The organism is Pseudomonas sp. PS01299 (assembly GCF_029960145.1).
Lineage (GTDB): Bacteria > Pseudomonadota > Gammaproteobacteria > Pseudomonadales > Pseudomonadaceae > Aquipseudomonas > Aquipseudomonas putida_A.
This window is the reverse complement of record NZ_JASCPO010000028.1, coordinates 1-19,893: the sequence shown is the minus strand read 5'-3', so window position 1 is coordinate 19,893 and position 19,893 is coordinate 1. Positions and strand designations below refer to the sequence as shown.

Here is a 19,893-nt window from a genome sequence, read left to right as displayed (position 1 = left end):
TTGGCGACTGCTACGCAGCCGAGCGGGAGCAAGCTCCCTCGCCACAGAGCGCATCTCCATTCCGCCTGACGGATTTGTAATCTCCCGCTCAGCAGGCTGTCAGGTTTGATCCATGATCATCCTGCCAGCCTGCCTTGTATCAACTTGAAACACTCCGTTGATGCCCGGCAGGATAATCCGGTCAAAATACTTTCCTTTTTGACCGTCATCCTTGTCGAGAGCCCACCATGCGAACCTCCCTGCGACTGGCCGCCCTCAGCGCCCTGCTCCTGTCCTCCCTGGCCCAGGCCGCCGAGCTGATCCCGATCGAAGTGCACCGCGACGCCAATTGCGGCTGCTGCAAGAAATGGATCAGTCACCTCGAAGCCAACGGCTTCAAAGTCGAAGACCATGTCGAAAGCGACATGAGCAGCTTCAAGCAGCAACACGGCGTGCCACCGCGCCTGGGCTCGTGCCATACCGCGCTGATCAACGGCAAGTTCGTTGAAGGCCATGTGCCGGCGGAACAAGTGCTGGCCCTGAGCAAGCGTGACGATCTGCTGGGTATCGCCGCGCCGGGCATGCCCATGGGGTCACCGGGCATGGAAATGGACGGCATGAGCGATGCCTATCAAGTGATCGGCCTGAAAAAGGACGGCACGGATGTGGTGGTGGCGGACTACCCGGCCCACTGATGGCTGCCGGTTACGTCGGGCTGTTCGCGGCGGCGTTCGGCGCTGCGACGCTGTTGCCGCTGCAATCCGAAGCGCTGCTGGTCGGGCTGATCGCCAGCGACCGTTACTGGCTCTGGGGCCTGCTGGGGGTGGCGACGTTGGGCAACGTCCTCGGTTCGCTGGTCAACTGGTGGCTGGGGCGCGGCCTCGAACGCTTTCAGGATCGACGCTGGTTCCCCGTCAGCCCGAACCACATGGCCACTGCGCGCAAACACTACGAGCGCTATGGTCACTGGTCGCTGCTACTGAGTTGGCTGCCGGTGATCGGCGATCCACTGACCCTGATCGCCGGCGTCATGCGCGAGCCGCTCGGGCGCTTTCTGCTGATCGTCACCTTGGCCAAAGGCGCGCGTTACGCCGTGGTGGCGATGATCACCCTCGGCTGGCTCGGTTGAACATTCCGGTCACGATGTTGCCTGTGGTTAACATCGCCCTAATCCGGGCGTTCCAGCATCGGCCGATTTCCATGGAGTTTGCCCTTATGTCCGTCACGCTATCCCGCTGGCTGCCCGGCCTGTTCCTCAGCGCTGCGCTGCCGCTGTTTGCCCACGCTGCAGCGCCCACTGAAACTGCACCCGCCGATGGCCAGACCTATGGCCCGGAGCTGCAAGGTTTCCAATACCCCTACACGCTCAAACACTTTGCCTTTCAGTCTCAGGGTAAATCCCTGCAAATGGGTTACATGGACGTCGCCGCCCACGGCAAGGCCAACGGGCGCACCGTGGTGCTGATGCACGGCAAGAATTTTTGCGCCGCCACCTGGGACAGTTCGATCAAGGCCTTGAGCGAGGCCGGTTACCGGGTCGTCGCGCCTGATCAGATCGGCTTCTGCACCTCCAGCAAACCCGATCACTACCAGTACAGCTTCCAGCAACTGGCGACCAACACCCAACAGTTGCTCAAGGCCTTGGGCATCCAGAAAGCCACCCTGCTCGGCCATTCCACCGGCGGCATGCTCGCCACTCGCTACGCGCTGCTGTTCCCGGATCAGGTCGAACAACTGGCGCTGGTCAACCCGATCGGCCTGGAAGACTGGAAAGCCCTCGGCGTGCCGTACCGCACCGTTGATCAGTGGTATCAGCGCGAACTGAAAGTCACCGCCCAAGGCATTCGCGACTACGAGCGCAGCACCTATTATGACGGCCGCTGGAAACCCGAATTCGACCGCTGGGTCGACATGCTCGCCGGCCTGAGCAACGGCCCGGGCAAAACCCAGGTGGCGTGGAACTCGGCACTGATCTACGACATGATCTTCACCCAACCGGTGTACTACGAGTTCAAGGACCTGAAGATGCCGACCCTGCTGTTGATCGGCACGGCCGACACCACGGCCATCGGCAAGGATCTCGCATCCCCCGAGGTCAAGGCGAAAATCGGCCACTATGATGTCCTCGGCAAGCAGGTCGCCAAGCTGATTCCACAGTCGACGCTGGTGGAATTTCCCGGCATGGGCCATGCGCCGCAGATGGAAGAACCGGCGAAATTTCACCAGGCCCTGCTCGGCTGGCTGAACAACACCAATCCCGTTCGTTGATGAGGTAAGGCTGATGGCGGTGCAGATTGCAGTGATCGATGACTGGCAGGACGTGGCACGGGACGTGGTCGACTGGTCGGTGCTCGACAGCATCGGCGACGTGACGTTTGTGCATGACTACCCGGCGGACAATGTCACGCTGGCAGAACGATTGAGCCAGTACCAGGTGATCTGCGTGATGCGCGAGCGCACGCGTTTCGATCAGGAGCTGCTGCAGCGTCTACCGAACCTCAAGCTGTTGGTCACCGGTGGCATGCGTAACGCGGCGCTGGACATGCAAGCGGCAGCAGGTCTCGGGATCAAGGTCTGCGGCACCGACAGCTACAAACATGCGGCGCCAGAGCTGACCTGGGCGCTGATCATGGCCGCTACGCGCAATCTGCTGAACGAAGCCAACTCCTTGCGCGCCGGTGGCTGGCAGCAAGGGCTGGGCGGTGATTTGCACGGCAAGACCCTGGGCGTTCTCGGTCTGGGCAGCATCGGCCAGAAGGTCGCGCAATTCGGTCAGGTGTTCGGCATGCGCGTGATTGCCTGGAGCGAAAACCTCACCGCCGAACGCGCACAGCAGGCCGGCGTGACCTGGGTCAGCAAGCAGGAATTGTTCGAACAGGCCGACGTGCTATCGGTGCACCTGGTACTCAGCGAGCGCAGCCGCGGGCTGGTGGACGCGCAGGCGCTGGACTGGATGAAACCCACCGCGCTGCTGGTCAACACCGCCCGCGGGCCGATCGTCGATGAAGCGGCGCTGATCAAGGCGTTGCAGAAACAGAAGATCGCCGGCGCGGCGCTGGATGTGTTCGATCAGGAGCCGCTGCCTGAACTGCACCCGTTTCGCACATTGGACAATGTGCTGGCCACGCCACATGTGGGGTATGTCAGCCGGCAGAACTATGCGCAGTTCTTTGCGCAGATGATCGAGGATATTCAAGGCTGGGCCGCCGGGAGCCCGCTGCGCCTGTTGAATTGATCACAACTATTCGACTGCGGTGAATTGACTGACGCCTTCGCGAGCAAGCCCGCTCCCACATTGGAAATGTGTCGTACCCGAATCAACTGTGGGAGCGAGCTTGCTCGCGAAGGGGCCTGAATAGACAACACATCAACAAACTGCCCGCACCACAACAGTGCGCCCTCCCTTTGCACTAGCACAAAATCGTGACCAACCAGTCACCGTTTTAGCCCTCTCCCTCAAAAAAACCTGCCCTTCGTCGGTGCGTTCCTGCTTGAACACCACGGATTTCGTTGCCTGCAAACCGATTGTCGAACAATTTACCCGTTTGCTCTCGCCCGCTCTAGGATCTGGCCTAGACTGACTTTCGCGGATTAAAACCGGCCAGTCACAAACCCGAAAAATTGTCGAAACTTTTGCAGATGGCGGCGGGTCATCTGAAAGGCAGGGTCAACGCGACTGGTGCAATCCTTGCAACGGCCCCTTCACCCATTCTGCTTGCACGTGTTGGGTAGCGTTTGCTCACCGATGCGTGGCGCGTTTGCGCCCGGCCACAGGATTTGGCCACAGCTTGTTCGATACAAGAATCAGATCAACGACACGGGAGATTCATATGATCAGTGCGGCATTGGATATTCAGGGAGAGCGTGCTCAGCAGGCGGTTGGTGAATCGAGCACGGTGAGTCTTCCCGGCAGCCGGTCGATCAACGTCCCGGGCACTAAAACGCTGACGCCGGTCGCCAGCCAGAATCCCAACAAAAAGAAAGTGTTGTTCGTCACGTCGGAAATCGCCGACCTGGTGAAGACCGGCGGTCTGGGCGACGTCTCCGCCGCCCTGCCCCGCGCCATGGCGCACCTGCACGATGTGCGCGTGTTGATCCCCGGTTACCCGCAGGTGATGCACAGCGAGAACCCGATCCACATCATCGGCGAACTCGGCGGGCATGCCGCGTTGCCTCCGTGCAAGATCGGGCGCATGGACATGCCGGACGGGCTGGTGATCTACGTGCTGATCTGCCCCGAGCTGTATGAGCGTGAAGGCTCGCCGTACGGTGCCAACAACGGTCGCGACTGGCCGGACAACCATATTCGTTTCGCCCGCCTGGGCCTGGCCGCTGCCGACATCGCCGCCAACCTCGCACAAATTCACTGGTGCCCGGATCTGGTGCACGCCCATGACTGGCCCGCCGGTCTGGCCCCTGCCTATATGCACTGGCGCGGGCAGCGCACGCCAACCCTGTTCACCATTCACAACCTCGCCTATCAAGGTGTGACCAGCCTCGGCTCGTGCCCGGAGCTCGGCATTCCGACCCACGCCCTGCAACAGGAAGGCATGGAGTTCTACGGCAAGATGTCGTTCCTAAAGGCCGGCATGGCCTATTCGAGCCACATCACCACGGTCAGCGCCACCTACGCGCAGGAAATCACCACCCCGGATTTCGGCTGCGGTCTCGACGGTTTTCTCGCCGCCAAAACCCAGCAAGGCTTGCTCAGCGGCATCCCCAACGGCATCGACGAGAGCTGGGACGCGGCCACTGATCCACACCTGTTCGCGCCGTTCGCCATCGGCGACTGGGAAGGCAAAGCGGTCAACGCTGCCCATGTGCGTGAACTGTTTGGCTTGAACGATTCCAGCGGCCCGCTGTTTGCCGTGGTCTCGCGTCTGGTTTATCAGAAAGGTCTGGACCTGACTGAAGCCGTCTCCGAATACATCGTGCAGAACGGCGGCCAGATCGCAATCATCGGCCGTGGCGAGCCGGAAGAAGAACAGGCCATGCGTGAACTGGCGCTGCGCTTCCCCGGGCAGATCGGCGTGCGCATCGGCTTCAATGAAACCGACGCCCGGCGCATGTTCGCCGGCAGCGATTTCCTGCTGATGCCGTCGCGTTATGAACCCTGCGGCCTGAGCCAGATGTACGCCCAGCGCTTCGGCTCTTTGCCCGTGGCGCGCAATACCGGCGGCCTGGCCGACACCATCGAGAACGGTGTCACCGGTTTCCTCTTTGACGAGTCCACTGTCGAGAGCTACCGCGAAGCCCTGAGCCGCGCGTTCAAGGTATTCGCCTTCCCCGACCTGCTCAACGCCATGCGCTGCCGAGCGATGGCCGCGCCGTTCAACTGGTGCAAAGCGGTCGAACCCTACGCCGAACTCTACGAACAACTGGTCGCCAAGGCGCTGGGTAAAGCCGGCCACAAATAACTCAGGGAGCTTTTCACAATGCCGTTACGGACCCAAGAAAACTGGCCCCACGGCGCGATCATGCAGGACGCCGAACACACTCAGTTTGCGCTGTGGGCACCGGATGCGTTTTACGTCAGTGTCGAACTTGAAGACGGCCAGTCCTTGCCGATGTTACCGCAGGCCGATGGCTGGTTCGTGATCAAGACCCGGTGCCCGGCGGGCACCCGCTACCGCTTCAACATCGATGGTGAACTGGAGGTGCCCGACCCGGCCTCCCGCGCCCAGGACGGCGACCTTGACGGCCACAGCGTGGTGGTCGATCCGCTGGCCTATCAGTGGCGCCACACCACCTGGCACGGCCGGCCGTGGAGCGAAGCGGTGATCTACGAGCTGCATGTCGGCGCGCTCGGCGGCTTTGCCGAAGTGGAGCAGCATCTGGCGCGCTTGGTCGAGCTGGGCATTACCGCCATCGAACTGATGCCTTTGGCGCAGTTTCCCGGCACGCGCAACTGGGGTTATGACGGCGTGCTGCCTTTCGCCCCGCAAGCCTCCTATGGCACCCCGGAACAACTCAAACACCTGATCGACAGCGCCCACGGCCATGGGCTGGCGGTGATTCTCGACGTGGTCTACAACCACTTCGGCCCCGACGGCAATTACCTCGGACGCTACGCCAAAGGTTTTTTCCGCGAAGACAAGCACACGCCCTGGGGCGCGGCGATCGATTTCCGCCGCCGTGAAGTGCGGGACTTCTTCATTGAAAACGCGCTGATGTGGGTGCTCGAATACCGCTTCGACGGACTGCGCCTGGACGCGGTGCACGCCATCGAAAGCCCGGACTTCCTGCCCGAACTGGCGCAGCGTATTCGTCAGCAGATCGATCCAAGCCGCCACGTCTGGCTGACCGTCGAAAACGAGCTCAACCAGTCGAGCCTGCTTGAAGAGGATTACGACGCGCAGTGGAACGACGACGGCCACAACGCCCTGCACGTGCTGCTGACCGGCGAAACCGACGCCTACTACGCTGACTATGCGCTGCAACCCACCGAACAACTGGTGCGCTGCCTAAGCCAGGGCTTCGTGTTTCAGGGCCACATCACCCGCCACGGCGAACCGCGCGGCGAGCCCAGCGAACACCTGCCCTCCACCGCTTTCATCCTGTTCCTGCAGAACCACGACCAGATCGGCAACCGCGCCTTCGGCGAACGTCTGCATCAACTGGCCGATCCACGCGCCGTGCAGGCCGCCACCGTGCTGTTGCTGCTGTCACCGATGATTCCGCTGATGTTCATGGGCGATGAGTACGCGGCCGAGCAGCCGTTCCTGTTTTTCACCAGCCATCACGGTGAACTGGCGGATCTGGTGCGCGAAGGTCGGCGCAATGAATTCGCCGGGTTCAGCGCCTTCGCCGATCCGCACAAACGCGAAAAAATTCCCGATCCGAATGCCGAGCAGACCTTCCACGCCTCGCAGCCTCGCCTGGTCGGCAGCGGCAGCGCAAAACAGCAGGAAACCCTCGCGCTGTACCGGCAACTGCTGCAATTGCGCCACCGCTACATCATTCCCAATCTGTCCGGCACCCAGGCGCTTGGGGCGCACATGCTCGGCTTCGGTGCGGTCAGTGCACGCTGGCGCCTGGGCGATGGCAGTGAGCTGCGAATTGACCTGAACCTCAGCGATACGCCAGTGGTCAACCCTGCACAGACCGACGCCGTGTGGCTGTTTCAACAGCCGCCCGCCGTTGCCCTGTCGGAACCGGGCGTACTGCCCGCGTATTGCGCGCTTGTCAGCCTCACGGCCGTAACCCCCTTGCAACCTCTGGATGGAGAGCGCCTATGAGCGATGCGCAACTGGAAATACTCGCAAGCCGCGCCGGCCTCGCCGTCGACTGGATCGACGCCAACGGCCGCCCGCAGAAAGTCGCCCCGGCGGTGCTGCGCAATGTTCTCACCGGCCTGGGTCATCCAGCCAATACCGCGCAGGAAATCGACGCCAGCCTGCTGCAACTGCAACAGGTGCAACAGGATCGCCACCTGCCGCCGCTGTTGACCGCAGATGTCGGAATCAGCGTTGATCTGGCCCGCTATTTCGAGCCTGAAACCCCTTGCGAAATCCACCTCGAAGACGGCTCACGGCTTAACCTCAAGCTCGATGCCGAAGCCAGACTGCCTGGGTTGATCCCGGTCGGCTATCAACGGGTGCACATCGCCGATCAGTATTTCACCCTCGCCGTGGCCCCCGAACGCTGCTTCAGCGTCGGCGATGCGGTAGACAACCCGATCCCTCGCGTCTGGGGATTAAGCGCGCAACTGTACAGTCTGCGCCGCCCCGGCGATGGCGGTTTTGGTGACACTCAGGCGCTGGAAGAACTGGTGCGGGTGGCTGGCGAGCGTGGCGCCGATGCGCTGGCAATCAGTCCGTTGCATGCGATGTTCAGCGCCGACACCGGGCGCTACAGCCCGTATTCGCCGTCCAGCCGCCTGTTTCTCAACGCCTTGTATGCCGCACCGGGCGCCATCCTTGGCGAACGCGCCCTGCGTGATGCGATCGACGCCAGCGGTCTGGCCGAGCAATTCCGGCAACTGGAAGACTTGAAGCTGATCGACTGGCCCGCGGCCGCCGACGCCAAACAGAAATTGCTGCAAGCCTTGTACGACGGTTTCGTCGCGGGCGAGCACCCGTTGCATCCGGACTTCGCCAGTTTCCGCCATGCCGGTGGCGAAGCCCTGGAAAACCACTGCCGCTTCGAAGCCATTCAGGAAATGCGCGCCGCCCGTGGCGAAAGCCTCGACTGGCGCGAATGGCCGGCACACTGGCATGAACCGCGCGGCGCCGCCCTCGAAGCCTTTGCCGAGGAATACGCCGAACGCATCAGTTACTTCGCCTTTTGCCAGTGGTTGATCCACCGCTGCCTGGAGCGCGCGCAAACGGCTGCGCGCAGCGCCGGCATGGGCATCGGCCTGATCGCTGACCTTGCGGTCGGTGCCGACGGCGCCGGCAGCCAGGCCTGGAGCTTTCAGGACGAACTGCTCGCCTCGCTCACCGTTGGTGCGCCGCCAGACATTCTCAATCGCTCCGGTCAGGGTTGGGGGATTTCCGCGTTTTCCCCCGAAGGTCTGATCCGCAACGGCTTTCGTGCGTTCATCGACATGCTGCGCGCCAACTTCGCCCACGCTGGCGGGCTGCGCATCGACCATGTCATGGGCCTGCAACGCCTGTGGGTGATCCCCAACGGCGCGGCGCCGGCCGATGGCGCTTATCTGTATTACCCGTTTGACGATCTGCTGCGCCTGCTGACCCTTGAGTCCCATCGACATCAGGCGATCGTCCTCGGCGAAGACCTCGGCACCGTGCCCGACGGTCTGCGGGAAAAACTCAGTGCGCGGGCGATTCTTGGCATGCGCGTGCTGCTGTTCGAACAGGACAACACGTATTTCAAACCGATCCTCGACTGGCCGGACAACGCGCTGGCGACCACCAGCACCCACGATCTGCCGACGCTCAACGGTTGGTGGCATGGCCGCGATATCGACTGGAATGCGCGTCTGGAATTTGTCGACGCCAACGGTGAAATCGAATGGCGCCGCCATCGCCAGCGCGAGCGCGAAGGCCTGCGCGGGGCCTTGAGTCAGGACCCGCAAAACTTCCGCGAGGAATCCCACGAAGCCGATCAAGTGGTCGATGCCAGCGTGCGTTTCCTCGGTCATACCCGCGCACCGCTGGTGTTGCTGCCGCTGGAAGATGCGCTGGGCATCGACGAGCAGGCCAACCTGCCGGGCACCATCGACAGCCACCCGAACTGGTCGCGACGCCTCCCCGGCAACAGCGAAGCCTTGCTTGATGGCGCCGATGCCGCGCGCCGTCTGGAACTGCTGGCCTGCGCCCGCCTGCAAGCTGCCGAGCGTGACCAATGAACCAGACACTCATCCAACCCCTGCGCGCCACCCTGCGCCTGCAATTTCACAAGGGCTTCACTCTGGAACAGGCGGTGCCGCTGGTGCCGTACTTTGCCCGCCTCGGCATCAGCCACATCTATGCCTCACCGCTGCTCGCGGCCCGCGCCGGTTCGATGCACGGCTACGACGTGGTCGACCCGACCCAGGTCAATCCGGAACTCGGCGGCGAACCGGCGCTGCGGCGTCTGGTCAGCACCCTGCGCGAACACGGCATGGGCCTGATCCTCGACATCGTCTCCAACCACATGGCCGTCGGTGGCGGTGACAACCCGTGGTGGCTCGATCTGCTGGAGTGGGGCCGCCTGAGCCCGTACGGCGAGTTCTTCGACATCCAGTGGCACTCGCCGGACCCGTTGATGGAAGGCCAGTTGCTGTTGCCGTTTCTCGGCAGCGACTACGGTGTCGCGCTGCAGGAAGGCACGCTGAAACTGCATTTCGATGCGCAGCAAGGTCGCTTCCACGTCGAGCATTACGAGCACCACTTCCCGATCTGCCCGAATGACTACGGCGAGTTGCTCAAACCGCTCGAAGCGCTGAAATCCCTCGCCGATCGTTTCAGTACCCTCAGCTACCAGACCGACGCGCATGCGCTGGCAATGCCGCTCAAGGCTGAATTGAAGGAACTGGCAAGCGATCCGCAGATCCTTGCCGCGATCGAGGAAAATCTCGCGCATTACGACTCCACGACAGCAGAAGGCTTCGACAAGCTGCATCAGTTGCTCGAACGTCAAAGCTACCGCTTGGCCAGTTGGCGCACCGCAGCAGACGACATCAACTGGCGGCGCTTTTTCGACATCAACGAGCTCGGTGGCCTGCGCGTCGAGCGCCCGGCCGTGTTCGAAGCCACTCACGGCAAGATCTTTCAGTTGATTAGCGAAGGCCTGGTCGACGGCTTGCGCATCGACCACATCGACGGTCTCGCTGACCCGCGTGGCTATTGCCGCAAGCTGCGGCGGCGCCTCGACTTGCTTGCGCCGGATCGGCACTTGCCGATCTATGTCGAGAAGATTCTCGGTGCCGGCGAAACCCTGCGTACCGATTGGGCGGTGGATGGCAGCACCGGTTACGAGTTCATGAATCAGCTGTCGTTGCTGCAACACGACCCCGATGGCGAACATGTACTCGGCGACCTCTGGCAGCGACGCACCGAGCGTCCGGCGGCGTTCATTGAAGAAGCGCAACTGGCGAGGCAACAGATCCTCAACGGCTCGCTGGCCAGTGACTTCGAAAGCGTCGCCCAGGCGCTGCTGCAAGTGGCCCGCGACGACCTGATGACCCGCGACCTGACCCTCGGTTCGATCCGTCGGGTGTTGCAGGCGCTGATCGTGCATTTCCCGGTGTATCGCACTTACATCAATGCGCTGGGGCGCGCGGCGCAGGATGAACAGTTCTTCCAGCAGGCCATGGACGGCGCGCGGCAGACGCTGGGCGAAGGCGACTGGCCGGTGCTTGACTGTGTGGCGGCCTGGCTCGGTGGCACGCCATGGCGGCAAAAGTCGCGCGGGCGCTCGCGCAAGATCCTCAAGCACGCCTGCGTGCGTTTCCAGCAACTGACGTCGCCGGCAGCGGCCAAAGCCGTGGAAGACACCGCGTTGTATCGCTCGGCGGTGCTGCTGTCGCGCAATGACGTCGGCTACAACACCGAGCAGTTCAGCGCACCGGTCAGCGACTTCCATGCGGTCAATCAGCAACGCCTGGACGCGTTCCCCGACAACTTGCTGGCCACTGCCACCCACGACCACAAACGCGGCGAAGACACCCGTGCACGACTGGCAGTGCTCAGCGAACGCAGCCACTGGTACGCCGAACAGGTCGAGTTGTGGCGCGCCCTCGCCCGGCCGTTGCGCGACGATGACCAAGTGCCGTCGTCCGGTGATGAACTGATCCTGTATCAGGCGTTGCTCGGCAGTTGGCCGCTGCAACTGAGCGATGACGATCAGTCAGGTTTCAGCGACTACGCCGAACGCATCTGGCAATGGCAACAGAAAGCCCTGCGCGAAGCCAAGTTGCAAAGCAGCTGGAGCGCGCCCAACGAAGCCTACGAAAACGCTGCGCAGACGTTCACCCAACGCCTGCTCACCGGTGCAGAAGGCGAGCTGCTGCGCGCCGCACTGAGCAAGACCGTCAACAGCATCGCGGCAGCCGGCGCCCTTAACAGTCTGGCGCAAACCTTGCTGCGCATGACCGTGCCGGGGGTACCGGATCTGTATCAAGGCAACGAGTTCTGGGACTTCAGCCTGGTCGATCCGGACAACCGTCGGCCGGTGGATTACGCCGCGCGCGCGCAAGCTCTGGACGGACACGCGCCGCTCCCGGAGCTGCTGGCGAACTGGCGTGACGGGCGCATCAAGCAAGCGTTGATCGCCGAGGTATTGAACCTGCGCGCCGAACACGCCGAGCTGTTTCGCCGGGGCACGTATCAGGCCTTGGAGGTGCTGGGCGAGCAGGCGCACAACGTGCTCGCATTCGCCCGTGAGCACGAGGGCCGCTACGCCATCGTGATCGTGCCGATCCGCTGCGCGACGTTGCTGGAAAACAGTGCCGTGCCACAGGTGGATGCGCTGCGCTGGGGCGATACACGGGTGGTTTTACCGTTCGCCGCCTCTGACACAAACCTGAAGGGACTTTTTCACAGCAGCGCAGTCACAAAAAACAGGGAGCTGAACGTCAGCGCCGCGCTGGGGGATTTCCCGGTCAATCTGTTTACCCAACTCTTTACGTAACGACGAGTTCAGTTCAGGAGCATTGCGATGAGTACCGACGATAAACGCATCCGCGAGTTCGCCTATCAGATCTGGGAATCGGAGGGCAAACCTGAAGGTCATGAAGCGCGTCATTGGGAAATGGCGCGCAAACTGGCCGAAGCCGAGGCCCTCGCGCCGAAGAAGTCGCCAAAGGCTGCGGGCAGTAAAACCGCCGGCAAGACTGCGACCGGCAAAGCCAGCGAAAGCAAGACCCCGGCGGCCAAGCCTAAGGCGCCTGCCGACGCCAAAGCCAAGCCTTCCAGCGCCGCCAAAGTGATTCCACCGGGCGAAAAAGCCGCCGAGAAAAAGCCGCGCGCCCCACGCAAGCCCCCGGCCAACTGACACACCCGGATTATTGAACTGAATGACCGTGTGGCGGGTTCGCTCGCCACACAGGGACAACTCGTCCTCAGGAAACCTCAAACACCCCCTGTCAGGGACAGATGTCTGTGGTGAGGGGATTTATCCCCGATCGGCTGCGAAGCAGTCGCAGGGCCGCTGCGCGACCCATCGGGGATAAATCCCCTCACCACAGATTCTGTTCCCACAGTTGATCCGTTATTCGAACCAACCCGTTTTGCAGGAGCAATCATGTCCAGTCCAAAAAAAGCCGAGCCCGCAGCGCACGCTGAGCCGTCCAGAATCCGTGAAGGTCTGCCCTTCCCGCTCGGCGCCACCTGGGATGGTCTGGGGGTGAACTTTGCGCTGTTTTCCGCCAACGCCACCAAGGTCGAGCTGTGCATCTTCGACGATGCCGGCGAAGTCGAACTCGAGCGCATCGAACTGCCGGAATACACCGACGAGATCTACCACGGCTATCTGCCCGATGCCCATCCGGGGCTGATCTACGGCTACCGCGTGTATGGCCCGTATGACCCGGCGAACGGCCATCGCTTCAACCACAACAAACTGCTGATCGACCCGTACGCCAAACAACTGGTCGGCGAGTTGAAATGGTCGGAGGCACTGTTCGGCTACACCATCGGCCACCCCGACGCCGACCTCAGTTTCGATGAGCGCGACAGCGCGCCGTTCGTGCCCAAGTGCAAGGTAATCGACCCGGCGCATACCTGGGGCAACGACCACCGCGTCAGCGTGCCGTGGGACAAAACCATCATCTATGAAACCCACGTACGCGGCATCAGCATGCGTCACCCATCGGTGCCGGAGAACGTGCGCGGCACATTTGCCGGGTTGATGGTTGACGATGTGCTCGAACACATCCGCAAGCTCGGCGTGTCGTCGGTGGAATTGCTGCCGATCCATGCCTTCGTCAACGACCAGCACTTGCTGCACAAAGGCATGACCAACTACTGGGGCTACAACAGCATCGCCTTCTTCGCCCCGGACCCGCGCTATCTGGCCAGCGGCAAGATCGCCGAGTTCAAGGAAATGGTCGCGCACCTGCACGAAGCCAATCTGGAAGTGATCCTCGACGTGGTCTACAACCACACCGCCGAGGGCAACGAACAAGGCCCGACCCTGTCGATGCGCGGCATCGACAACGCCTCCTACTATCGCCTGATGCCGGACGACAAGCGCTATTACATCAACGATTCCGGAACCGGTAACACTCTCGACCTGAGCCATCCGTGCGTACTGCAAATGGTCACCGACTCGCTGCGCTATTGGGCCAGCGAGATGCACGTCGACGGTTTCCGCTTCGACCTGGCGACCATTCTCGGGCGCTATCACGACGGTTTCGACGAGCGTCACAGCTTCCTCGTCGCCTGCCGTCAGGACCCGGTGCTGCGTCAGGTGAAAATGATCGCCGAGCCTTGGGACTGTGGCCCCGGTGGCTATCAGGTCGGCCACTTTCCGCCGGGCTGGGTCGAGTGGAACGACAAGTTCCGCGACACCGTGCGCGCGTTCTGGAAAGGCGACGACGGCCAGGTTGCCGACTTCGCCAGCCGCATGACCGCGTCCGGCGAGATGTTCAACCAGCGTGGACGGCGGCCGTACTCGTCGGTGAACTTCATCACCGCGCATGACGGCTTCACCCTCAACGATCTGGTGTCGTACAACGACAAGCACAACGAAGCCAACGACGAGAACAACCAGGACGGCAGCAACAACAACCTGTCGTGGAACCACGGCGTCGAAGGCCCGACCGACGACCCGGAGATCAATGCACTGCGCCATCGGCAGATGCGCAATTTCTTCGCCACGCTGCTGCTGTCGCAGGGCACGCCGATGATTGTCGCCGGCGACGAATTCGCCCGCACGCAGGACGGCAACAACAACGCCTATTGCCAGGACAGCGAGATCGGCTGGGTCAACTGGGACCTGAGCGAGGACGGCAAGGCGCTGCTCAAATTCGTGAAACGCCTGATCAAGTTGCGTATGGCTTACCCGATCCTGCGTCGCGGGCGCTTCCTGGTTGGCGAATATAACGAGGACATCGGCGTCAAGGACGTCACCTGGCTCGCGCCGGACGGCACCGAGATGACCACCGAACACTGGCATGACGCGAACAACCGCTGCCTCGGCATGCTGCTCGACGGTCGCGCGCAGGAAACCGGGATCCGCCGCAAAGGTGCCGATGCGACGTTGCTGCTGGTGGTCAACGCCCACCATGACATCGTCAACTTCAGCCTGCCGGAAGTGCCGGAAGGCAGTTTCTGGACCTGCATGATCGACACCAATCAGCCGTCGATTCGCGGTCAGGAACGCTTCGATTTCGGCCATGAGTATTCGGTCACCGGACGTTCGCTGCTGCTGTTCGAACTGCAACGCGAAGAAGAAGACTGATATGGACCTGCACAGTTATCTGGCGCGCCGCCCGCCCGACTATCGCGACACCGCCGCACTCGGCCATTGCCTGCGGGCGCTGGTCGAGGCCGGTCTGGATCAGTTGCCGTTACCGGGCAGCGGCCGCACGCTGGAGCGCTTTCAACGTCTGGCGGAAGTCGGCGGGCATGATCTGGGCTTGTGCAAACTCTACGAAGGCCACACCGACGCACTGGCGATCATCGAACAACTCGGTGGTTCGCCCACCCCGGGCAGCACTTGGGGCATGTGGGCGGCTGAACCACCGCAGGCTCGGGTGCAGGTGCGACCGGCCGGGCACATGGTGCGCCTCGACGGGCGCAAGGCCTGGTGTTCCGGGGCGGCGGTGCTCAGCCATGCGCTGCTCACCGCGTGGGACGCCGAAGACCATCAGCAACTGGTCGCAGTGGCACTTGATCAACCGGGCGTGACCATCACCGATCAGGGCTGGCAGGCGGTCGGCATGGGCGCCACCGGCAGCGTTGAAGTGCTTTTCGACGGCGCCGAAGCCCAGGCCATCGGCGAACCCGGCGACTACCTGAATCGTCCGGGTTTCTGGCAAGGCGGGATCGGCATCGCCGCGTGCTGGTACGGCGCGGCTCGGCAGATCGCCGAGGCGCTGCGTAAACACTGCGCGCAACGTCAGGAGCCGCACGCCCTCGCCCACCTCGGCACGGTCGATGCGGCGCTGTACGCAGCCGCCAATGTCCTGCGTTTCAGTGCGCTGCACATCGATGCGCATCCCGAAGCCGATGCCGAACTGTTAGCGCGGCGTGCTCGCGCCGTGGTCGAGCAATCGGCTGAGCAAGTGATGCGCGAGACCGGTCGGGCGCTGGGCGCGGGGCCGTTCTGCAAGGACCGGCACTTCGCCCGGCTGATCGCTGATCTGCCGGTGTTTCTACGCCAGAGCCATGCCGAGCGTGATCTGGCGGCCCTTGGCCAAACGCTGGCTGAACACCCCGAGGAGGCCTGGACGCTATGAATGCCGTGAACAAACCCGATCCGATCATCGGCCACCAAGGCACTTCGCTGCTGCAATGGCAACATTCCCGGCACCTCGCGGCGCTGGACAGCGTCGATGTCCTCAGTCTGGTGCCACCGGGCGCGCGGGCGGTGATTGTCGCCCCGCACCCGGACGACGAAGTGCTCGGCTGCGGCGGGATGTTGCAGTTGCTGGCCGCCGCCGGGCGTCAGTTGCAGTTGATCTCGGTCACCGATGGCAGCGCCAGTCACCCCGGCTCCGAGCGCTGGCCGGTGGAGCGTCTGAGCGTGGTGCGGCCGCAGGAATCAGCCGAAGCCCTGCGCCGCCTCGGCGTGCCGCTGCACCGGATGAAATGGCTGCGCGGCGGTTTCAGCGATAGCCAGGTCGCTGCGGATGAGCCGTCGCTGGTAGCGTTCATCGAACGCCACCTGCGCCCCGGCGACGTGGTGTTCAGCACCTGGTGCGAGGACGGCCACTGCGATCACGAAGCTGCCGGCCGCGCGAGTATCGAAGCCGCGCGGCGGGTCGGCGCCACCTGCCACGAATTGCCGGTATGGACCTGGCACTGGGCCTCACCCGAAGACGCCTCGGTGCCATGGCAGCGCGCGCGCAAAATTCTGTTGTCGCCGGAGCAAGTGGCGCGCAAACGCCACGCGGTGCATGCGTTCGCCAGTCAGTTGGAGGGCGATCCGCAAGCCGGGCTGCAACCGGTATTGGCGCCGTACGTGCTGGATCGTCTGCTGCAACCGTTCGAAGTGGTGTTCCTATGAGCGTCGATGATCGTTACTTCGACGGATTGTTCAGCGCTAACGATGATCCCTGGGCCTTCCGCGAGCGCTGGTACGAACAGCGCAAACGCGCGATCACCCTCGCCGCCCTGCCTCGCGCGCATTATCGGGCGATCTTCGAACCCGGTTGCGCCAATGGCGAACTCAGCGCCGAGCTCGCCGAGCGCTGCGACCGCCTGCTGTGTTGCGACACCGCCAGTGCCGCGGTGAATCTGGCGCGTACCCGATTGAGCCTGTTTGACCACGCCGAAGTGCGCCAAAGTCGCCTGCCCGGTGACTGGCCGGAGGAAAAATTCGACCTGATTGTATTTAGCGAAATCGGCTACTACCTCGATGCCCAGGATCTGACAGAAGTGATCCGCCGCATCAGTGAATCCCTGACGGCTGACGGCCAGTTGCTGGCCTGCCACTGGCGCCCGCCCATCGATGGCTGCCCGCTCAACGCGCGTCAGGTACATGACCTGATTCACGAGCAATTACCGCTACCGCGTCTGGCGCTGCATCAGGAGTCCGACTTTATCCTTGAAGTCTGGAGCCGTGAGCCGCGCTCGGTGGCCGCATTGGAGGGCCTGCGATGATCGGCATTCTGATTCCCGCGCACAACGAGCAAGACCTGCTGGAACAGTGCCTGACGGCCGCCATGCGCGCCAGTAAACACGGGCTGCTGGCCGGCGAGCCGGTCGAAGTGCTGGTGGTGCTCGACAGCTGCACCGATCGCTCGGCGCAGATCGTCAGCGGCTTTCCGGTACTGAGTCTGCACATCGACGCCCGCAACGTCGGCCAGGCCCGGGCCGCTGGCGCGCAGGTGTTGCTGGAGCGTGGCGCGCGCTGGATCTCCTGCACCGACGCCGACAGCCGTGTGGCCGAGGACTGGCTGGTGGCACAGTTGGGGCTGGGTGCGGATGCGGTGTGCGGCACGGTGACCGTTGAATATTGGGATCCGACATTCGACGAAAGCGCGCAAATCCGCTATCACAGCCACTATCAGGCGCGGGACGGGCATCGCCATATCCACGGCGCCAATCTCGGGGTCAGTGCCGATGCTTATCGCTGGGCCGGGGGATTCGCCCCCTTGACCTGTGATGAGGACGTGCAACTGGTGCGGCAACTGGAATTGCTCGGTGCCGACATCGCCTGGAGCCATCGCCCGCAAGTGCATACCAGCGCCCGTCTGGACAGCCGTGCCCGGGGCGGTTTCGGGGACTACCTGCGAAAATTGGTACAGTTAGACATAAAAAAAGCGGATCAGATTGATCTGTAACGCGACGAACCGGTTTTCATGAGCAATACTCTGCTGCGCGGCAATCCAGGGTTGGGAGCGTCGCACAGCAATCCATTCGCCTTCACGGGTCGAGCGCACCTGCTTTTGCACGGTGCAGATTCGGCTGAGGGCCTGACTCGACAAGGACGTAGCACCCATGAAACCGTTATTCCTCAACGAAAACCCGCCGCCGGTACAGATCTGGAACAGTGCCCCGCAGCTGGACAACATTCCCGTCATCAACACCCATAGCCTCGTTCCCCGCGGTGCTCGCGCCGTCGTCGTCGCCCCGCATCCGGGTGATGAAGTGGTGACCTGTGGCGGCCTCCTGCAATTGCTCTCCAGCCTTGGCCATCCGCTGCAACTGCTGTCGATCACTGACGGCAGCGCCAGCCATCCCGGTTCGCGACAGTGGTCGGAAAAACGCCTGAGCGTGTTCCGTCCGCAAGAAAGCGTCGAAGCCCTGCGTCGGCTCGGCCTGCCGATGCACAGTCTGAAATGGGTGCGCGGCGGATTTACCGACAACGCGCTGCTCGAACGCGAGACCGAAATCACCAGCTTCATCGCGCGTTATCTGCGCCCCGGCGACGTGGTGTTCAGCACTTGGCGCAACGACGGCAACGACGACCACGAAGCGGTCGGACGTGCGAGTGCCAAAGCGGCAGCGCAAGCCGGAGCCACCTATCACGACGTGGCAGTCTGGGCCTGGCACTGGCCGGAGCGCGAGCAGAGCCTGATCCCCTGGGATCGTGCACGCAAACTGCGCCTCGACACCTGGACCGTGGCGCGCAAAAGCCACGCCACCCACGCCTATGCCAGCCAGCTCAAGGGCGAACCGGCGATCGGCATCGCGCCGATGCTGCCGCCGGTGATCCTCGAGCGGATGCGCCTGCCCTACGAAATTGTCTTCATCTGACACACCCATCCCCTGTGGGAGCGGGCTTGCTCGCGAAAGCGTCGGTTCAGTCACCTGTGATGGTGAATGTGCCGGCCTATTCGCGAGCGAGCCCGCTCCCACACTGATATGCGGCGAGCCAGTGGCTATGGCTCACGACCGTTCATCGCAAATACGTCCCTACCTGTAATTTCTGACAGTAGCCAGAGCCGTCATCTTCAGCGCTGAATAACTCCACGCCCTTTGTCTCCCGACAGTTCGCACGGAGTTCCGTCTATGCTCGTTCAGCCCAAGATGAAAATCTCTGCCCCCCATTCACTGCTGGACCCGATAGTGCTCGGGCGCCTCCTGCCTTCCGGTCAGTGGGGGATCAACCGGGCGGCGGTGTTCACTTTTCCCGACCTCGGACTGCTTGTCGTCATCCCCATCTGGGCCACCAAGGCTGTTGGAGATACCGTCAAGCTGCTGCTCAATGACCGTGAGGTCGACGGACGTCCCATCATTGACGAAGCCGAGCTCAAGCAACCGACCCTCTTGTGGGTGGCTCCTCGTCATCTGCAGACAGGTCCTTACCAACTCACCTACGAAATCAAACAGCCCAATCAAAAAGAAGAGCGTCCGGACAAGCCCCTCAACCTCTTCGTCAAACTGGAACTCCCCGCTGGCCAGGACATCGACCCGGGCCCTGGTCACTCCAACCTGTTCATGTACATTCCCCCGGCAATCGTCAACGGCGGTGTGGACAAAGACGTTGCCGAAGCGGGGGTGCCGATTGTCATCAGGTCCGAGTCCGGCAGCGGCTTGCCTTACCCCGACATCGCGGAGGGCGACGTCATTCATCTCAGTTGGGGCGGCTTTTTCGAGTATTCCACACCGGTGACCCTGGAGCAGATCAACGATCCAGCGGCAAACCCGATATTGATCACGGTCTCCAAAGCCACTATTAAAGAGGCTGGTGACACCGACCTCTTCGGTCTGGCGGTCACCTTCAAAGTGCGCGACATCGTCGGCAATGAATCGGAAGACTGGTGCAAGGCAACCCGCATCGTCGTCACCACCGGCATCGACCTGCTGGCCGCACCGATTGTTCAGGAGGCTGTCAATAATGAACTCGACGCCG

The 19,893-nt window shown here is 62.6% G+C and carries 15 protein-coding genes and 1 pseudogene; all 16 read left to right on the top strand.

Annotated features, from left to right (window positions below):
* The first annotated feature begins 227 nt into the window (after window positions 1-227).
* Window positions 228-674, top strand: a complete 447-nt coding sequence (locus QMX91_RS08005) for a DUF411 domain-containing protein (protein ID WP_103369533.1) — start codon at window positions 228-230, stop codon at window positions 672-674.
* On the top strand, window positions 674-1,108 hold the full coding sequence (locus QMX91_RS08000) for a YqaA family protein (RefSeq protein ID WP_135295720.1): 435 nt from the start codon (window positions 674-676) through the stop codon (window positions 1,106-1,108). Before QMX91_RS08005 ends, QMX91_RS08000 begins: the two co-directional genes overlap by 1 nt.
* 86 nt (window positions 1,109-1,194) lie before the next feature.
* Window positions 1,195-2,247: an alpha/beta hydrolase gene (locus QMX91_RS07995; protein WP_282412524.1), complete on the top strand. Its 1,053-nt coding sequence runs from the start codon at window positions 1,195-1,197 to the stop codon at window positions 2,245-2,247.
* Between the two features lie 13 nt (window positions 2,248-2,260).
* On the top strand, window positions 2,261-3,214 hold the full coding sequence (locus QMX91_RS07990) for a D-2-hydroxyacid dehydrogenase family protein (protein ID WP_282412523.1): 954 nt from the start codon (window positions 2,261-2,263) through the stop codon (window positions 3,212-3,214).
* A gap of 595 nt (window positions 3,215-3,809) precedes the next feature.
* Window positions 3,810-5,396 carry a glycogen synthase GlgA gene (glgA, locus tag QMX91_RS07985; protein WP_210557014.1) on the top strand — a complete coding sequence of 529 codons (1,587 nt, stop codon included), beginning with the start codon at window positions 3,810-3,812 and terminating at the stop codon, window positions 5,394-5,396.
* 18 nt (window positions 5,397-5,414) lie between these two features.
* Complete coding sequence (gene treZ, locus QMX91_RS07980; RefSeq protein WP_282412522.1) at window positions 5,415-7,217, top strand: malto-oligosyltrehalose trehalohydrolase; 1,803 nt, start codon at window positions 5,415-5,417, stop codon at window positions 7,215-7,217.
* A complete protein-coding gene (gene malQ / locus QMX91_RS07975; protein WP_282412521.1) occupies window positions 7,214-9,292 on the top strand; it encodes a 4-alpha-glucanotransferase in 2,079 nt (692 codons plus the stop codon). The genes treZ and malQ overlap by 4 nt, the downstream gene beginning before the upstream one ends.
* Complete coding sequence (locus QMX91_RS07970; protein ID WP_282412520.1) at window positions 9,289-12,057, top strand: malto-oligosyltrehalose synthase; 2,769 nt, start codon at window positions 9,289-9,291, stop codon at window positions 12,055-12,057. Before malQ ends, QMX91_RS07970 begins: the two co-directional genes overlap by 4 nt.
* A 27-nt stretch (window positions 12,058-12,084) precedes the next feature.
* Window positions 12,085-12,420, top strand: coding sequence for a DUF2934 domain-containing protein (locus QMX91_RS07965; RefSeq protein WP_027612042.1), 336 nt, complete (start codon window positions 12,085-12,087; stop codon window positions 12,418-12,420).
* Window positions 12,421-12,669: 249 nt separating this feature from the next.
* Window positions 12,670-14,829, top strand: coding sequence for a glycogen debranching protein GlgX (gene glgX / locus QMX91_RS07960; protein WP_282412519.1), 2,160 nt, complete (start codon window positions 12,670-12,672; stop codon window positions 14,827-14,829).
* Between the two features lies 1 nt (window position 14,830).
* Window positions 14,831-15,829 carry an acyl-CoA dehydrogenase family protein gene (locus tag QMX91_RS07955; protein ID WP_282412518.1) on the top strand — a complete coding sequence of 333 codons (999 nt, stop codon included), beginning with the start codon at window positions 14,831-14,833 and terminating at the stop codon, window positions 15,827-15,829.
* Window positions 15,826-16,599: a PIG-L deacetylase family protein gene (locus QMX91_RS07950; RefSeq protein ID WP_134786289.1), complete on the top strand. Its 774-nt coding sequence runs from the start codon at window positions 15,826-15,828 to the stop codon at window positions 16,597-16,599. The genes QMX91_RS07955 and QMX91_RS07950 overlap by 4 nt, the downstream gene beginning before the upstream one ends.
* Entirely contained in the window at window positions 16,596-17,195 is a 600-nt protein-coding gene (locus QMX91_RS07945) for an SAM-dependent methyltransferase (protein WP_097089609.1), read from the top strand. Before QMX91_RS07950 ends, QMX91_RS07945 begins: the two co-directional genes overlap by 4 nt.
* The gene (locus tag QMX91_RS07940) at window positions 17,192-17,878 is read left to right on the top strand and encodes a glycosyltransferase (protein WP_282412517.1); all 687 of its coding nucleotides are present in this window, start codon (window positions 17,192-17,194) and stop codon (window positions 17,876-17,878) included. The genes QMX91_RS07945 and QMX91_RS07940 overlap by 4 nt, the downstream gene beginning before the upstream one ends.
* 157 nt (window positions 17,879-18,035) lie before the next feature.
* Window positions 18,036-18,794 (top strand): PIG-L family deacetylase, encoded by a 759-nt coding sequence (locus QMX91_RS07935; protein ID WP_095135586.1) that lies wholly within the window; start codon window positions 18,036-18,038, stop codon window positions 18,792-18,794.
* 255 nt (window positions 18,795-19,049) lie between these two features.
* A pseudogene (locus tag QMX91_RS07930) lies at window positions 19,050-19,893 on the top strand (hypothetical protein); the annotation flags it as partial.

Excerpts from the sequence above, each read along its gene's own strand:
- glgX (WP_282412519.1), top strand. The coding sequence starts at position 12,670 with ATGTCCAGTCCAAAAAAAGCCGAGCCCGCAGCGCACGCTGAGCCGTCC.
- QMX91_RS07970 (WP_282412520.1), top strand. The coding sequence starts at position 9,289 with ATGAACCAGACACTCATCCAACCCCTGCGCGCCACCCTGCGCCTGCAA.
- QMX91_RS08005 (WP_103369533.1), top strand. The coding sequence starts at position 228 with ATGCGAACCTCCCTGCGACTGGCCGCCCTCAGCGCCCTGCTCCTGTCC.
- malQ (WP_282412521.1), top strand. The coding sequence starts at position 7,214 with ATGAGCGATGCGCAACTGGAAATACTCGCAAGCCGCGCCGGCCTCGCC.
- QMX91_RS07990 (WP_282412523.1), top strand. The coding sequence starts at position 2,261 with ATGGCGGTGCAGATTGCAGTGATCGATGACTGGCAGGACGTGGCACGG.
- glgA (WP_210557014.1), top strand. The coding sequence starts at position 3,810 with ATGATCAGTGCGGCATTGGATATTCAGGGAGAGCGTGCTCAGCAGGCG.
- QMX91_RS07945 (WP_097089609.1), top strand. The coding sequence starts at position 16,596 with ATGAGCGTCGATGATCGTTACTTCGACGGATTGTTCAGCGCTAACGAT.
- QMX91_RS07935 (WP_095135586.1), top strand. The coding sequence starts at position 18,036 with ATGAAACCGTTATTCCTCAACGAAAACCCGCCGCCGGTACAGATCTGG.
- QMX91_RS07940 (WP_282412517.1), top strand. The coding sequence starts at position 17,192 with ATGATCGGCATTCTGATTCCCGCGCACAACGAGCAAGACCTGCTGGAA.
- QMX91_RS07950 (WP_134786289.1), top strand. The coding sequence starts at position 15,826 with ATGAATGCCGTGAACAAACCCGATCCGATCATCGGCCACCAAGGCACT.
- QMX91_RS07995 (WP_282412524.1), top strand. The coding sequence starts at position 1,195 with ATGTCCGTCACGCTATCCCGCTGGCTGCCCGGCCTGTTCCTCAGCGCT.
- QMX91_RS07965 (WP_027612042.1), top strand. The coding sequence starts at position 12,085 with ATGAGTACCGACGATAAACGCATCCGCGAGTTCGCCTATCAGATCTGG.
- QMX91_RS07955 (WP_282412518.1), top strand. The coding sequence starts at position 14,831 with ATGGACCTGCACAGTTATCTGGCGCGCCGCCCGCCCGACTATCGCGAC.
- QMX91_RS08000 (WP_135295720.1), top strand. The coding sequence starts at position 674 with ATGGCTGCCGGTTACGTCGGGCTGTTCGCGGCGGCGTTCGGCGCTGCG.
- treZ (WP_282412522.1), top strand. The coding sequence starts at position 5,415 with ATGCCGTTACGGACCCAAGAAAACTGGCCCCACGGCGCGATCATGCAG.